The sequence below is a fragment of the Arthrobacter sp. IK3 genome, from assembly GCF_051337705.1.
Lineage (GTDB): Bacteria > Actinomycetota > Actinomycetes > Actinomycetales > Micrococcaceae > Arthrobacter_B > Arthrobacter_B koreensis.
Genome location: NZ_JBPPSW010000008.1, coordinates 131387 through 146274, shown reverse-complemented (window position 1 = coordinate 146274; position 14888 = coordinate 131387). Strand labels below are relative to the sequence as shown.

The 14888-nt window shown below is 65.8% G+C and carries 12 protein-coding genes and 1 riboswitch; of the genes, 2 read left to right on the top strand and 10 right to left on the bottom strand.

Annotation, left to right across the window (positions count from 1 at the left end):
- Positions 1–21: 21 nt before the first annotated feature.
- The 9 genes from ACSLGO_RS12325 to ACSLGO_RS12285 all read right to left on the bottom strand — a co-directional run bounded on the left by ACSLGO_RS12325 (position 22) and on the right by ACSLGO_RS12285 (position 9697).
- The gene (locus tag ACSLGO_RS12325) at positions 22–903 is read right to left on the bottom strand and encodes a shikimate dehydrogenase (protein ID WP_436401217.1); all 882 of its coding nucleotides are present in this window, start codon (positions 901–903) and stop codon (positions 22–24) included.
- Positions 904–2256 (bottom strand): endolytic transglycosylase MltG, encoded by a 1353-nt coding sequence (gene mltG / locus ACSLGO_RS12320; RefSeq protein WP_436401216.1) that lies wholly within the window; start codon positions 2254–2256, stop codon positions 904–906.
- Positions 2253–2864, bottom strand: coding sequence for a Holliday junction resolvase RuvX (gene ruvX, locus ACSLGO_RS12315; protein ID WP_152274530.1), 612 nt, complete (start codon positions 2862–2864; stop codon positions 2253–2255). Before ruvX ends, mltG begins: the two co-directional genes overlap by 4 nt.
- Positions 2830–5523 (bottom strand): alanine--tRNA ligase, encoded by a 2694-nt coding sequence (alaS, locus tag ACSLGO_RS12310; RefSeq protein ID WP_091604562.1) that lies wholly within the window; start codon positions 5521–5523, stop codon positions 2830–2832. Before alaS ends, ruvX begins: the two co-directional genes overlap by 35 nt.
- A gap of 61 nt (positions 5524–5584) precedes the next feature.
- A complete protein-coding gene (locus tag ACSLGO_RS12305) occupies positions 5585–5839 on the bottom strand; it encodes a hypothetical protein (protein ID WP_377955456.1) in 255 nt (84 codons plus the stop codon).
- A gap of 36 nt (positions 5840–5875) precedes the next feature.
- Positions 5876–6250, bottom strand: coding sequence for a DUF948 domain-containing protein (locus ACSLGO_RS12300; protein ID WP_091604559.1), 375 nt, complete (start codon positions 6248–6250; stop codon positions 5876–5878).
- A gap of 196 nt (positions 6251–6446) precedes the next feature.
- The gene (rpsD, locus tag ACSLGO_RS12295) at positions 6447–7073 is read right to left on the bottom strand and encodes a 30S ribosomal protein S4 (protein WP_091605876.1); all 627 of its coding nucleotides are present in this window, start codon (positions 7071–7073) and stop codon (positions 6447–6449) included.
- 278 nt (positions 7074–7351) lie between these two features.
- Positions 7352–8746, bottom strand: coding sequence for a replication-associated recombination protein A (locus ACSLGO_RS12290; protein WP_436401215.1), 1395 nt, complete (start codon positions 8744–8746; stop codon positions 7352–7354).
- Between the two features lie 114 nt (positions 8747–8860).
- The gene (locus ACSLGO_RS12285) at positions 8861–9697 is read right to left on the bottom strand and encodes a PhzF family phenazine biosynthesis protein (protein ID WP_152274532.1); all 837 of its coding nucleotides are present in this window, start codon (positions 9695–9697) and stop codon (positions 8861–8863) included.
- 125 nt (positions 9698–9822) lie between these two features.
- A riboswitch (SAM riboswitch) is annotated at positions 9823–9942 on the top strand.
- 51 nt (positions 9943–9993) lie between these two features.
- Here ACSLGO_RS12285 and ACSLGO_RS12280 point away from each other — a divergent pair.
- Both ACSLGO_RS12280 and ACSLGO_RS12275 read left to right on the top strand, forming a co-directional pair.
- The gene (locus ACSLGO_RS12280; protein ID WP_436401214.1) at positions 9994–10500 is read left to right on the top strand and encodes a flavin reductase family protein; all 507 of its coding nucleotides are present in this window, start codon (positions 9994–9996) and stop codon (positions 10498–10500) included.
- Positions 10501–10529: 29 nt separating this feature from the next.
- Positions 10530–11387: a PhzF family phenazine biosynthesis protein gene (locus ACSLGO_RS12275; protein ID WP_436401213.1), complete on the top strand. Its 858-nt coding sequence runs from the start codon at positions 10530–10532 to the stop codon at positions 11385–11387.
- 57 nt (positions 11388–11444) lie between these two features.
- On the opposite strand, the gene ACSLGO_RS12270 is transcribed toward ACSLGO_RS12275, so the two are convergent.
- A complete protein-coding gene (locus ACSLGO_RS12270) occupies positions 11445–14663 on the bottom strand; it encodes a M66 family metalloprotease (RefSeq protein ID WP_436401212.1) in 3219 nt (1072 codons plus the stop codon).
- Between the last annotated feature and the right edge of the window lie 225 nt (positions 14664–14888).

Genomic DNA, 14888 nt, shown 5'->3' with positions numbered 1-14888 from the left:
TGCCACGTTCGGAAGGGGCCTTCAGCGCCGGGGCAGTCCCACTGCGTCACACATCACGTTTATGACGGCGGGCTCGTCGCGGAACGCGCTGCCGGTAAACAGACGCACCTGTTCCACTGCCTGGTAGAGGAGCATTTCGAGGCCTGGCACGATGGTGCCGCCAGCCTGTTCCCACGCTGCGGCAATGGCGCTCGGCCAGGGATCGTAGGCGGCATCCAGGAGCACCGCGCCTGCGCGGTGGGCACGGAGGGCACTGAATTCGCGCGCCAGTGCGTCAGCGCCGCGGGGCGGCAGGGTGCAAAGAACGACGTCGGCTGCTGCGCAGGATGCGGCGGCTTCGTCCCAGGGCCGCAGGTTTACCTGCACGCCCAGCCGTTCACCGACGTGCGCGACGTCCGCCTGGCCGCCCGTTCCACCCGAGCCGCGGAAACTGCGGGCATGGACGTCCACGCTGGTGCAGCCCATGCGGGCAAGGGCTGCGACGGCCGCACAGGCCGTTCCCCCGGCGCCGAGGATGACACCGCGAGGGGCTTCTCCTGCGCCGGCATGCCGCAGCGCGTTGACCAGGCCGGTCACGTCAGTGTTCCAGCCCGTGAGCACGGCTCCCCCGGATCTGTGCTCAAAGGTCACGGTATTGAGCACTCCGAGGGCTTCGGCGAGGGGATCCAGCCGGTCAACGGCTGCTGCCAGTACGGCCTTGAGGGGCATGGTGACGGACAGGCCGTTCCACTCCGGCTGGGCCCGGAGGGCATCGGCGAAACCCGCCGCTGCCTCCTCCGTTACGTCAATTGCGTCGTAGCTGCAGTCGAAACCCAGGTAGTCATAGGCGGCGCGGTGAAGCTGGGGCGAACGGGAGTGCCCGATCGGGTGTCCCAATACCGCCGCCCGTTTGCGGCCGGACAACTAGTCGCACCTTCCGGCTTCCTGGGTGCTGCACCACTGCTGGTATTCGGCCACGTAACGCCCATGCTCAGCCAGGGTGGAGGAGAACTTCGTATCCCCCGAATCCAGGTTGACCGTGACCCAGTAGAAGTAGGGAACGTCTGCAGGGTTCGCAGCGGCGTCGATCGCCTCCACGCTCGGTGAGCCGATCGGCCCCACGGGCAGTCCCGGGTTGGCGTACGTGTTCCAGCGGTTGGAAGTGTCCGCTTTCTCTTCCGGGGTGAGGTTGTAGCTCTTCCGCCCGAGGCCGTACGTGACGGTCGCATCCGACTGGATCAGGCCGTTGGTCTCCGTGTTGTCAGCGCGGAGCCGGTTCTCGATGGCACCGGCAACGGTGGCGTAGTCGGCTTCGCCGGCCTCGGCCTGGATGATGCTTGCCTTGGTGAGGACGCGGTACTGCTCGGCCGGGTCGGTGACGCCGGCTTCTTCCAGTGCGTTGAAGGCATTCTGGACCATCTCGGTGATGATCTCCTCCGCCGTCATGTCCACCGGGAAGCGGTACTCACCGGGGAACAGGTAGCCTTCCAGGCTCACGGCCTGTTCCGGCAGCCCAAACGCCTGGGGATCCTGGGCCAGGGCGGTGAACTCCTCCAGCGGGATGCCGGTTGACGCCACCAGCTCATCGAACGTCTCGTTTTGGCGCTGGTCACGGGGAATCGCCGCATAGTGGACGGCAGTTCCGCCGTCGCCCAGCAGTGCGCCCAGCGCACCTGATGCGCTCATCTGCAGGCGCATTTCAAAGGTTCCGGGCTGGATTTCACGGCCCTGGGATTCCTGCTGGAAGACTTCCACAAACTTCTTGGAGCTGGCAACAATATCCTCGCTGGCGAGGTTGTTGCCGATCACCAGCGGGCCGTCGCCCGGCTGCACCACAAAGGAGACGGTTCCCTCACCCGGACCGGGATAGTCCTCAACCTCGTTCATGCCAAGCAGGTCCCGCAGGAACACTGTCAGGCCAAAGACGGCACCGGCAAAGACCGCCAGGACCACCACCATGACAATGGTGCGGCGGCGACGGCGGCGCTGCTTTTCCCGGGAAGGCCGGCGGCTGCGCCTGCTCGGAGCAGGCTCCTCTTCGCCAAAGAAGTGCTGGACGGCGGGAGCGGCTTCCTGGTGCTCTCCCCCGGTGTGGGCACCTGTGTGGGCATCGGCGTGCCGGGCGTCCACGTAGCTGTCATCTTCGTACCGGGCGTCGTCGAAATGCGGCTCCGGATACCGGGTGTCCGCATGTTCCCCACCGGCATAGCCGTCAGCGGCCGGTTCATGGTCCGGGCGCTCTCCCGTTCCGTAGGGGTCGGGGTACCTGTGGCTCACGACGACTTGTCGCTTTCGGGGCGGCGTTCCTCGAAAATAGTTGGCTCCTCGTTCGGGGCCGCAGCAGCGGAATGCGTGCTCCGGCGTAGTGTGACCTGCACCCCCACATCGCGTCCCAGGGAACGCTGCATGTCAATGGCCTGCTGCAATATACCCACAGCGGCCACTTGGTCTACCACTCTACGGTGATTTCGTGTCTCCAAGCCAGCTTCACGCAGGGAGCGGTGGGCACTGACTGTGCTCAGCCGCTCGTCGATCAGCCGGACCGGTACGTCGAGTCCTGCTTTGTCCAGCGCCTGCACCAAGGCCTGCGCGTAGTCCCTGGCCATCGCCGTGGACGCGGTTTCAGTGCCCTTCATGCTCTGCGGCAGGCCGACGAAGAACTCGACTGCCTCCCGCTCGCCGGCTTCGCGGACCAGGACCTGGATGTCGCTGTTCTTTTTGGCATCGCGTTTCAGCGTGCGGACGGGAGTGGCCAGCAGGCCGTCGGGGTCGCAGGAAGCGACCCCGACGCGTGCGAGTCCAACGTCGACGCCGATTTTGGTTCCGCGCGGATAGCCGGACACTGTGGCGCTAGCCCCGGTTCGCCACCGCTGCGCGGATGGCATCCAGCGCCTCGGAAATCTTGGCTGCATCGGTGCCGCCGCCCTGGGCGACGTCGTCCTTGCCTCCGCCGCCGCCGCCGAGGACACCGGCGGCGGTCTTGACCAGCGCACCTGCCTTGACCTTGGCCTCACGGGCTGCCTCGTTGGTGGCGACGATGACTACCGGGCGGCCGTTGGCTGCGCCTGCTACGGCAACGACTGCCGCTTCGCTTCCCAGCCGGGACCGCAGGTCCAGTGCCAGGGTCCGCAGGTCATCGGCGCCGGAGACGGTACCGGCGTCGTGGGCCAGCAGGCGGACACCGTCGATGTCCACGGCGGAGCCGAGCAGTGCTGCCGCGGATGCTGCGAGCTGTTCGCGGCGCAGGCGCTCGAGTTCCTTCTCAACCTGCTTCAGTTTGGCGAGGGTTGCTGCGACGCGCTCCGGCACCTGGACGGAGGGAACCTTGAGCAGTTCGGACAGCTCGTTCACGAGGGCGCGCTCGGCGGCCAGGTGGCGGAAGGCATCCATGCCCACGAAGGCTTCGACGCGGCGGTTGCCTGAACCGACCGACTGTTCGCCCAGCAGGGTCAGGGACCCAATGCGGGACGTGGAGTCCACGTGCGTGCCGCCGCAGAGTTCGCGGGACCATTCGCCGTCGATCTCCACTACGCGCACCTGGTCCCCGTAGGCTTCGCCGAACAGCGCCGTGGCACCGAGTGCCTTGGCGTCTGCGAGGGACATAATCTTGGTTTCGACCTTGTGGTTGCTGCGGATGGCAAGGTTGGAGACCTCTTCGATCTCGGACTTGGCCGCAGCGGAGAGGCCTTCGCCCCAGGAGAAGTCGAACCGCAGGTAGCCGGCCTTGTTGAAGGAGCCGCGCTGGAGCGCTTCCGGGCCGAGGATCTGGTGCAGGGCGGCGTGCACAATGTGCGTGCCGGAGTGCGCCTGTTCGGCTGCGTGGCGCTGCTCGGCGTCGACTGCGGCCTGGGCAAGGGCACCGGCAGAGATCTCGCCTTCGCGGACTACGGCCTTGTGGACGGTCAGTCCCTTGACCGGGCGCTGCACGTCGGAGACCTCGACGACGAAGCCGTCGCCGGTGATGAGGCCGACGTCGGCGGCCTGGCCGCCCGCTTCCGCGTAGAACGGGGTTTCGTCCAGGACGAGTTCAATCTCGGTTCCCTGGCCTGCGTAGGACACGGACTGGCCGTTGGACACGATCCCGCGTACCGACGATTCGGTCAGCAGTTCGTCATAGCCGGTGAACACGGTGTTGCCGGCCTTGAGGAGTTCGTTGAACACGGACATGTCCGAGTGGCCGTGCTTCTTGCCGCGGGCGTCGGCCTGGGCACGCTTGCGCTGCTCCTGCATCAGGGAACGGAACCCGGCTTCATCCACCTTCAGTCCGGCTTCCTCGGCCATTTCCAGGGTGAGGTCAATCGGGAACCCGTAGGTGTCATGCAGGGCGAAGGCGTCGGCACCGGAGAGCGGACGGCCGGCAGCCTTGGATTCCTGCACGGCAACTTCGAGACGCTCGGTGCCGGAGGCGATAGTGCGCAGGAACGCCTTTTCCTCGGCGTAGGCGATTCGGGAGATCCGGGCGAAGTCGGTCTCGACCTCGGGGTAGGTGCCCTTCATGGCGTCCCGGGAAACGGGCAGCAGCTCGGGCAGCACCGCGGTTTCGACGCCGAGCAGGCGCATGGCCCGCACGGCACGGCGGATCAGGCGGCGCAGCACGTAGCCGCGGCCTTCATTGGAGGGGGTGACGCCGTCGGAGATCAGCATGAGGGCCGAACGGATGTGGTCTGCCACGACGCGCATCTTCACGTCGTCGGCGTGGTGCGGATCCGAGGGATCTTCGGCAGAGGTGTAGGACTTGCCGGAGAGTTCGGCTGCCTTGTCCAGGACGGGACGGACCTGGTCCGTCTCATACATGTTCTCCACGCCCTGCAGGATCATGGCAAGGCGCTCGAGGCCGAGGCCTGTGTCGATGTTCTTCTGCGGCAGCTCGCCGGCGACGTCGAAGTCCGTCTTGGAACGCACTTCGGAGAGCTGGTACTGCATGAAGACCAGGTTCCAGATCTCGATGTAGCGGGTCTCGTCCACGGCGGGGCCGCCTTCGAGTCCGTACGCCGGGCCGCGGTCATAGTAGATCTCGGAGCAGGGGCCGCCGGGGCCGGCCTGGCCGGTGTTCCAGTAGTTGTCTGCCTTGCCGGTGCCGATGATGCGCTCGTTGGGCACGCCCACCTTGTCCCGCCAGATGGCACGGGCCTCGTCGTCGCGCTCGTCGCCGTCCTCGTAAACGGTGACCCAGAGGCGCTCGGGATCAAGGCCGTAGCCGCCGTCTTCTACCGGGCTGGTGAGCAGCTCCCAGGCGAAGGTGATGGCGTCTTCCTTGAAGTAGTCGCCGAAGGAAAAGTTGCCCGCCATCTGGAAGAAGGTGCCGTGGCGTGCGGTCTTGCCGACCTCTTCGATGTCAGCGGTGCGGATGCACTTCTGCACGCTGGTGGCCCGGCTGTACGGCGGGGTCTCACGCGCAGTGAGGTACGGAATGAAGGGCACCATGCCCGCAACGGTGAACAGCAGCGAGGGGTCGTTGCTGACGAGCGACGCGGAGGGAACGACCGTGTGGCCCTTCCTGCTGAAGAAATCCAGCCAGCGGCGTGCGATCTCGTGGGACTTCATGGTGTTTCTTACCCTTCTGGTAAATCAATTCCGCGCCGGTGGGCAGCGGGGGTGGGGAAAGTCAGCGGCGGGCTGAGGACATGGTCTGGGCAACCGTGTCGGTGGTGTCCATGCCGAGTGCGGAGCGCAGTTCGCCTTCGCGCTGGGTCATGGCGTCACGGAAGGCGTCAGTGAAATCGTGCAGGGCATCGGCGGCGGTGCCGACTGCGCGGTTGAGGCCGGCCGGCCCGAGGCTCTCTTTGGCATCGGAAATGCGCCGGACCGCAATCACGCCGATAGTGATGCCGATCGACATCCAAAAGACACGCTTAATCATGTGCTGCTCCTGTGGTGGACTGCATGGCGGGAGGTCCTAGCGGCTGCGCCGGCCGCGCCCGGCGGGGCGGCGGGAAGTCAGTGCGGTGCGGACGCCGTAGGTGAAGGCCGAAACCTTGATCAGCGGGGAGCCGACGGTCGCGGCCACCAGGGACGTGAGTGCGGAGACGTTGGCGGAAGCGTCGGAGACGTTCGAGGAAATGCCGTCCACCTTCTGCAGCTGCAGGTTGGTGGTTGACACCGTGTTGGTAACCTCGTCGATCAGCGGCGTGGTCTCATCGCTGAGGGTCTTGATCGATCCGCGAAGCTCGTCGAACACTTTCCCAAGCTTGAGGATGGGGACGGCCAGCAGCGCAACCAGCACGGCAAAAACCCCGGCTGCGATCAGACCGGCAATATCTCCACCTGACATGGTTCTCCTTGGGTTGTTTTCTAAGAGTTTCCGCTATGTACCTTACCCATTGACGGGACCGGACACTTACTTGGCGGCGGCGCGTTCCCGGGCGGTCCGTGCGCGGACACGGCCGGGAAACGAAACAGCCCGCGGCGCAAAGGCCACGGGCTGCTTCAGTTTCGCCTTGGCTCCCGCAGGCGGGAGCGCAGTCGAATTAGCGTGCGTAGTATTCCACCACGAGCTGCTCTTCGCAGGTCACGGGGATTTCCGAGCGCTTCGGGCGGCGAACCAGGCGGGCCTGCAGCTTCTCCAGGGAGACATCCAGGTAACCCGGAACAGCGGGCAGGACGTCGCGGTGGGCGCCGGCAGCGGCAACCTGGAACGGCGTCATGGTCTCGCTGCGCTGGTGCACATGGATGAGCTGGCCTTCGGACACGCGGAACGACGGGCGGTCCACGCGGGCGCCGTCAACCATGATGTGGCGGTGCACAACCAGCTGGCGGGCCTGGGCGATCGTCCGGGCGAAGCCGGCACGCAGCACGAGGGCGTCAAGACGCATCTCGAGAAGCTCGATCAGGTTTTCACCGGTCAGACCGGCGGTGCGGCGGGCTTCTTCGAAGACACGGGTCATCTGTGCTTCGCGGATGCCGTACTGTGCGCGCAGGCGCTGCTTTTCGCGCAGGCGGACTGCGTAGTCGCTGTCCTGCTTGCGGCGTGCGCGGCCGTGCTCACCCGGGGGGTAAGGCCGGCGCTCGAAGTACTTTGCTGCCTTGGGGGTCAAAGCAATGCCGAGGGCGCGCGAAGCGCGAGCCTGACGGCGTGCACGTGTTGAATTAGCCACGTTCACCTTTCACTGTTTTGGCGGTTTTGCCGTACGCGCCGGGAGAACCCGCCGTGCACGGCTAATACGTAGTCACTGGCCTCCATTAGGGAGAGCTCCGGCCAACCGCTGCCTTCTGCTGCAACGCAGTTACGGGACACAGTTCCACCGCATCCGGAAGTAAATCCGGCTGGTTGGTGGGATGGTCCGGCAGTGCGCTTGCCAGTCAACCAACAATGCTAGCACGCACCGGGCCCTCCGAGCGGGGGTGCCGGCGCCGCCCCGGCGGACGTTTCCGCCTATTGTCCGCGGATGATTCCGCGGAGCCGTTCCAGCCGGGCCGAGATATCCCGTTCCGCTCCGTTGGCGGTGGGCTTGTAGTAGTCCTTGCCCACCAGGTCGTCCGGCGCGTACTGCTGCTTGGCGATGCCATGCGGCGCGTCATGGGAATAGATATAGCCCTTGCCGTGGCCCAGCTGCTTCGCGCCCGGATAGTGAGCGTCGCGCAAATGCGCCGGCACGCCAATCCCGTATCCGGACCGCACGTCCGCAGTAGCGGCGCCAATCGCCTTGTAGGACGCGTTGGACTTTGGAGCGGTGGCAATGTGCACCACGGCCTCGGCCAGGATCAGCCTGCCCTCGGGCATGCCAATCATCTGCACGGCCTGGGCCGCCGCTACCGCTGTCTGCAGCGCCGTCGGATCAGCCATGCCAACGTCTTCCGCCGCGGAGATCATGAGCCGGCGGGAGATGAAGCGCGGGTCCTCCCCCGCCTCCAGCATTTTGGCCAGGTAGTGCAGGGCGGCATCGACGTCGGAACCGCGCAGGGACTTGATGAAGGCGCTGGTGACGTCATAGTGCTGGTCCCCGGCCCGGTCATAGCGCAGGGCTGCAACGTCCAGGGCCTGTTCTGCGTGTGCCAGCTCCACGGTGGGCACGGTCACGTCCGGGTCGCGTTCAGAGTACGCGACGCCGGCAGCGGCCTCCAGCGCGGTCAGCCCGCGGCGGGCGTCCCCCGCCGCCAGGCGCACCAGGTGCTCAAGGGCTTCATCACTGAGACTGACCCGGCCGGCCAGCCCCCGCTCATCTTCGACGGCGCGCTGCAGCAGCCCGGAAATGTCCGCTTCGGTCAGGGGCTTGAGAGTCAGCAGCAGGGAACGGGAAAGCAGCGGGGACACCACGGAGAAGGACGGATTCTCCGTGGTTGCCGCAATCAGGACAACCCATCTGTTCTCCACTCCCGGCAGCAGCGCATCCTGCTGTGCCTTGTTGAAGCGGTGAATCTCGTCCAGGAACAGGACGGTGGTGATGCCGTGCAGGTCCCGGGCGGTGAGCGCGTCGTCCATGACCCGGCGGACGTCCTTGACGCCGGACGTGATTGCCGAGAGTTCAACGAACTTCCGGCCCTGTCCCCGCGCCACGACGTGCGCAAGGGTGGTCTTGCCGGTTCCGGGCGGCCCCCAGAGCATGACCGAGGACGGGCCTGCCGGGCCGCCCTGCGGGGCTTCGGCCAGGGTGCGCAGCGGTGACCCGGGGGCCAGCAGGTGCTGCTGGCCAACAACCTCATCGAGGCTGCGCGGGCGCATGCGTACCGCAAGCGGGCTGCGCGGGCGCTGCCGGGAGTCTGTCTCCGCGGCGTCGTCGTCGTAGTCCTGCTGGTCCTGGTCCTCGCCGCTGTTGAACAAGTCATTCACGCTTCAAGGCTACCCGTGCCCTCTCCCCCCGCGTTTCCGCCCGTCCCGCAAACGAAATGACAGAAACTGCACGTATGGGGCTCCATACGTGCAGTTTCTGTCATCTGGATGGGATTAGAGGGAAACGGAGCCGTCGATGCAGGTGACAGACTCCCCGCCGATCCAGATGCGCCCCTCGCGGGTGAAGACCCTGACCAGCCCGGAGCGGTGGACAGCGGTGCCCTGGGTGACGGTGTAGCGTTCCTCGGCGATTCCGTCGCCGATCAGCCACTGGGCCAGTCCGGCGTTGAGGCTTCCGGTAACCGGATCCTCGGACACGCCCAGGCCGGGCGCGAACGCGCGGACCTCGAAGTCCGTCTCGGCTGATTCCGGCTGCGGGCCAATCACACCCACCCGAAGGTCGCCGATGGCGGCGTGGTCCGGACGCAGCGAGAGTACGGTCTCCGCATCCGGGAGCAGCAGGCCCAGCCAGCCGGGACCATTGTCCACCCACTGGTGTCCGCGGACCTGGTCCGGAGTAAGCCCCAGTGCAGCCGTCACGCGCGCCAGTGTCCCTTCCTCCACCGGCCCGGTGCGGATCAGCCGGGGAGCCGCAAACGCCGCCAGGCCCGCGTTGACGCGCAGGGGCACCAGCCCGATTCCGCATTCCTGCACCACCAGCCCGGGCTTGATCGGTGTGTTGCCGGCCTCGGTCCACGCGTGGCAGGTTCCCAGCGTCGGATGTCCGGCGAACGGAATCTCCCCGCCGGGCGTGAAGATCCGCACCCGGTAATCCGCCTCGTCCTGCGTAGCGGGAAGGACAAAAGTGGTTTCGGAGAGGTTCGTCCAGCGGGCGAACTGCAGCATCGCCTCGTCGTCGAGGTCTTCTCCATCCAGGACCACGGCCAGCGGGTTGCCCTGATACGGCTTGCTGCCGAAGACGTCTACCTGTTTGAACCAGCGTTGTCTCATGCGGACACTGTAATGGCTGTCTGCGGGAGTGCGGGAAGACGTGCCGTTACGAAGTGTTGCCCGGCGTGGCCGTAATGTGACGGATGTTTGCCCCGGGACATTACGGCTCCTAGATTGGTAGCCAGAATCAAGAGTTCCAGCCACAGGCCCTGGCCGGCTGGACGGCAACCCTCTCGCCGTAGCGGGGTGCTCCAGGTGACGATTCGGCCGTTCCGGTGGATCTCCCGGTCCGGCAAGTACAGCGCTGGCCTTCCGCGGTTCACGCAGCAGGCTGCGCGTCAGGCAGAGGAATCCCCATGGCACTTGAAACCGATCTCCATCCCAACGCACTGCGCCAGGCCTTTGGACGCTTCCCATCCGGCATTGCAGCCCTCTGCGCGGAAATCGACGGCGCACCGCAGGGAATCGTGGCGTCCTCCTTCACCGTCGGCGTCTCCATGGATCCGCCCCTGGTCATGTTCGCGGTGCAGAACACTTCCCGCACCTGGCCGGTTCTGCGGACTGCCGGACGGATTGGCGTGTCTGTCCTAGGCACGGGGCACGACGGCGTCTGCCGCCAGATCGCTTCCCGCGACGGCGACCGCTTTGCCGGGCTGAGCCTGCACGAAACCGAAACGGGCGCCCTGTTCCTGGACGAGGCCGCCCTCTGGCTCGAAACGTCAGTCGAGAACGAGATACCTGCCGGGGATCACGCCGTCGTCCTGCTCCGCGTCCACGGCTACTCAACCCACGACGGCGCACATGAGCCGCTGGTCTTTCACGGCTCTGCCTTCCGGAATCTCGCGGTTCCGGCATTTGCCTGAGCCGGCACCCACTTCACTAAGCTCAGATAGTGACTCCCGAAACTCCCGCGTCCGACCGCCCGTTCGCCCAGATTGATGTGTTCAGTTCCGAGGCCTTCGGCGGCAATCCGCTTGCCGTCGTCCTTGAATCCTCCGGGCTCAGCACCGCCCGGATGCAGCAGTTTGCGAACTGGACCAACCTGGCCGAGACCACGTTCCTCCTCCCGCCAACGGCTCCGAAGGCCGACTACCGTGTCCGGATCTTCACGCCCACCGAGGAGCTGCCGTTCGCCGGGCATCCCACCCTCGGCTCTGCCCATGCCTGGCTGGAAGCCGGAGGCAAACCCCGGCAGGAAGGCATCCTCGTCCAGGAATCCGCCGCCGGCCTGGTGCGGATCAAGGCGGACGACGCCGGCCTGCTGGCCTTCGCGGCTCCGGAACTGACACGGTTCGGGCCTGTTGCCCGGGACGTCCTGGACCGTGTGGCGGCCGGCCTGGGGCTTCCCCGTGAGGCGCTGAAGGACGCTGCCTGGCTGGTCAACGGGCCAGAGTGGATCGGTGTGCTGCTCGAATCGGCAGCTCAGGTACTGGCCATCCGGCCCGACTACCCGGCCATGGCCGGCCTGGCCGTCGGCGTCATCGGCCCGCACCCCGGCGGCGCCGCGAGCGAGTTTGAAGTACGCACCTTCATCTCCGATGAGCTTCCCTGTGAGGACCCCGTGACGGGGAGTTTCAACGCCGGTGCAGCTCAGTGGCTGATTGGCAGTGGAAGGGCGCCGTCGACGTACACCGCCGCGCAGGGGACGGTCCTGGGCCGAACCGGCCGCGTCCAGGTGGAAGCCGACGGCGGGGACATTTGGGTGGGCGGCGAGTCCAGGACCCTCATCTCCGGGACCATCAGGATCTGATGCGCCGGCCCGGTGGTGTGCGTCGCTGCCTCCGGACGCGCACCACCGGGGGCTCAGCTAGGCATCAAGTCCCACCCGGAACAGCACAGCCAGACTGTCGGAATTCAGTGCGGCCAGTCCCGGATTCGCAGCTGCCTGGAGTCCGGTCCAGATTTGGTTTGCGCCCGAGTTCTTCGCGTACATGCCGGCGAATCCCCGCTCCCGGTAGAAGTCGAGGTAGCTCGAGACGGCGCTCTTGATGTGCCCGTCAGCCTCCGGAAGCCATACCTGGGATCCGTCAGCCGGTGCGCACGGCGCTGCCTTTACCGGAGTTGCCGGCACCAGGCACAGGTCGGGGCGGGCCTGGCTGTGGATGGCGCCGCGGGTGTCCATGAACCAGCGCTGCTCATCCGTATCCGCGCAGGCGTTCTTGCTGATGGGCACGGTGACGCCGAGGTCCTCCCCCAACACCAGGCAGTGGCCGTTGTTGACCTGCAGCCGGCTGCCCTCCGGCAGGTACTTCTCGGAGCTTTCCATGAATCCATTCGCGGCCAGGAGGGATTTGAGCTCTGCTGCGGCAGCCGGGTCCCCGGCTTCAAGGCCTGCTCCGTTCACCCGGATAAACGCGTCCGTTGACGCAACGGCGAAATCCAGGCCGGCGATAGTAGCGAGACTGGCCGCGCTCAGCACGGCCGTCCCGGGGCTGCCGGCCGCAGCCAGCCCGGTCCAGACCTGGTTGGAGCCGTTTGTCCTCCCGTACATTCCCGCAATTCCCTGGTTGCGGTAGAAGTCCAGATAGCTCGAGACAGCGCTCTTGAGGTGTCCGTCAGCTTCCTGGATCCACACCTGGGCTCCCGACGTCCGGGCACACGGGGACGTGCTGACCGGCGTTCCGGCCACCAGGCACAGGTCAGGACGCAGTTCGCTGTGAATGGCTCCGCGCGCATCCTGGAACCAGCGCTGGGCGGCCGTGTCGGCGCACAGCGTTTTGTCCTTGGGCACGGTGACGCCGAGGTCTTCTCCCAGCACCAGGCAGTGGCCGCCGTCTACCAGCAGGCTTCCACCCGCAGGGAGCACCCGGGTGGTGCTCTCGGTGAAACCGGCTGTGTCCAGCAGCGAGAACAGTTCAGCGGTCACGGCCGCATTCCCCGACTCGAGCGGCTCCTGGTTGAGCCGGATGAAAGCGTCCACCGAGGCGGCGGTCTCCGTCTGCGCCAGGACAGAATCGGCGATGTCCCGGGCGGCCGAACTGAGTCCCCGCAGATCGTCCTTCCAGCTCGCCAGGAGCACGGTTCCCTCGGTATCCAGCACCGGCGCCGCGCGGCCTGCTACGGCCTGCAGCTTCGCCTCAAGCTCCGGCAGCTCAACGGCCCGCAGGGCTTCGTACCCGGCGTCCTGCCCAATCACCACGGCGGGACGCAGCGGTTCCTGGTTCGGCGCAATTGAAATCGAGTTGCCCAGCTTGGTGGTTGTCCCGTTGATGCGGCAGTACATCGATGCCCCGGACGGCTGGTCGGAATGCGCCAGGTTGACGTTGAACTGCTTGACACCGTCGCTGGCCTGCAGCGCGGTCCTATCCACCCGGCCGTCGGCGAAGGTGACCTCAAGCCAGCAGCGGCGGGTTGAATCCGTGGTTGCGGTATCCGCCTGCGGAAGGCGGAAAACGTTGCCGTAGTTGCTGCGGAACGCGGGGTAGAGGACTGTTTGCTCCGGCTTCGCAGGGTTGTACCCGCCCAGCAGGGTGTAGACCGGAACCCCTACCGCTGTAGGCCGGGGAGCCGAAAATGCCGGTGTCTTCACCTTCGCATCGACGTACTGACCGGCGGCGGCGTCCCAGTCCCGGTAGCCGCTGGGATAGGCGAGGTCCGGAACCACGGTGCGCAGGGAGCGCTGGGTGATGTCGGTGCTGTAACCGGTGACATGGGTGTAGCGGGAAAGGGTGCTGGAATTGCTGCCGCCGGACATGGTGTCACGGTGGTAGTTGTAGATCGCCTGGTAGTTTTGGCTGAACTTTCCGGCGCTTAGGTCGAATCCCTCGGCCGTGAAAGCGGTGTTCGAGGACAGGTTGGACCGCATCCGGTCCCGGTAGGCAATGTAGCCCCAGCCGCTTTCGCTGTGGTGGCTCGCATTGATGACCCGTTCGTCGCCCTGCTTGGACGTGTCGACCCCCGGGTAGTGCCCCAGCCCGTAGGAATGGCCGAGTTCGTGGCTGAGCTCATTGCCCACCGAGTCATACAGGGTTGCCATGCCGTTGCCGCCGCTGAGTCCGTGCCGGTGTACCCCGTTGGCGTAGTTGCCGGCGGAGTGGTGGATGATCCGCTGGTTGAACGTGCCGGGCTGCCTCTGGTCCATGGGTCCGCTGGTGGTGCCGAAGTTAGCAAGGTTTATGCCCGTGCTCACCTGGGCCTTGCCAACGTTCTCCCGCAGGTCCCCGGAATAGACATCGCCATTGACGGCGCTCTTTTCCTCGTAGACCGTTCCGGACGCCACAATGACCTTATCCAGGCGTACCGGTTCGTAATTGGCCATGGTCAGTTTTGATACCGGAATTGTCTGGAAGTAGTCAGACCCCGACTTCTCGGGCTCATTGAACATGTAATGCCCGCTGGATTCCGGATAATCGGTGAGCATGCCGAGCTGAATGGAGCTGATCACCATTTCCGCCGGTGCCGCGAATTCGATGCCCGCACGTTCCAGCACCCCGCTGCCCTTGTCCGTTTCGAAGGTCAGTTCAAGTCCGGGCTTCATCCAGTTCCAGGGCAGCTCGGCGGTCCAGGCTGTTGAGGAATAGGCGACGTCCGGTCTGTTCTGCGTGATGTCCATGTCCGAGCGGGGAATCTGTGCCGGCGGTGCCAGTTCCATAGTTCCCTGCAAGGCTCCGTTCACGGTGGCCGTGACGCTGGCCCGCGCTGCCCCGGACTCCGGAGAGAAGAGGACCAACGCAGCCCGGTCCGTCACCAGGGACGGCATTCTTGCCAGGGTGTTGCCGGCAGGGTTGATCGTATGGCTTTGGGCGAATTGGACCTGGCCCCGGAGGACGCCGGCGAGGTCGTTCCGTAGCTCGCGCGGGGCTCCGGACGCCGTCGTGTCGTAGAAACCGGCTATGTCGAGCGGGAGCTGCGATTCCGTGGAGCCGGTGGCTGCAGTGTCCTTCCCGGGGGTTTGCGGTATCTCCGTGGCGAATCCGGTGATGCCCAGGACCAAGGCGGCGCTCAGCGACGCCGTGGTCAGGCGGCTGCCCAGGGAATGTGTTTTTGGTGCGGTGCGCTGTCGTCCTCGCGCAGGTTGAGACTTCATTCGTATTCCTAGCTGGCCCGCAGTAATTCGACGATGCGGCAGGTAGCCGGGTGCGGACAGAAAATTATCGCCTTAAGGACACTACGAATGAACGATGGGCCGCGGGAATAGTAAAGGCCGAAAAACGTCCGTTGAGTGGCACATTAGCCCAATACACAAAGTACGCTTCCCGTTTAGCATGGCCCGGAAAACACAAATACCCGGCCACCAAATCGGCGGCCGGGT

Bases quoted from the DNA above. Each gene is read 5' to 3' on its own strand.
- ruvX (WP_152274530.1), bottom strand. From the start codon at position 2,864: ATGCCATCCGCGCAGCGGTGGCGAACCGGGGCTAGCGCCACAGTGTCC.
- alaS (WP_091604562.1), bottom strand. From the start codon at position 5,523: ATGAAGTCCCACGAGATCGCACGCCGCTGGCTGGATTTCTTCAGCAGG.
- ACSLGO_RS12305 (WP_377955456.1), bottom strand. From the start codon at position 5,839: ATGATTAAGCGTGTCTTTTGGATGTCGATCGGCATCACTATCGGCGTG.
- ACSLGO_RS12300 (WP_091604559.1), bottom strand. From the start codon at position 6,250: ATGTCAGGTGGAGATATTGCCGGTCTGATCGCAGCCGGGGTTTTTGCC.
- ACSLGO_RS12285 (WP_152274532.1), bottom strand. From the start codon at position 9,697: ATGAGACAACGCTGGTTCAAACAGGTAGACGTCTTCGGCAGCAAGCCG.
- ACSLGO_RS12280 (WP_436401214.1), top strand. From the start codon at position 9,994: ATGGCACTTGAAACCGATCTCCATCCCAACGCACTGCGCCAGGCCTTT.
- ACSLGO_RS12270 (WP_436401212.1), bottom strand. From the start codon at position 14,663: ATGAAGTCTCAACCTGCGCGAGGACGACAGCGCACCGCACCAAAAACA.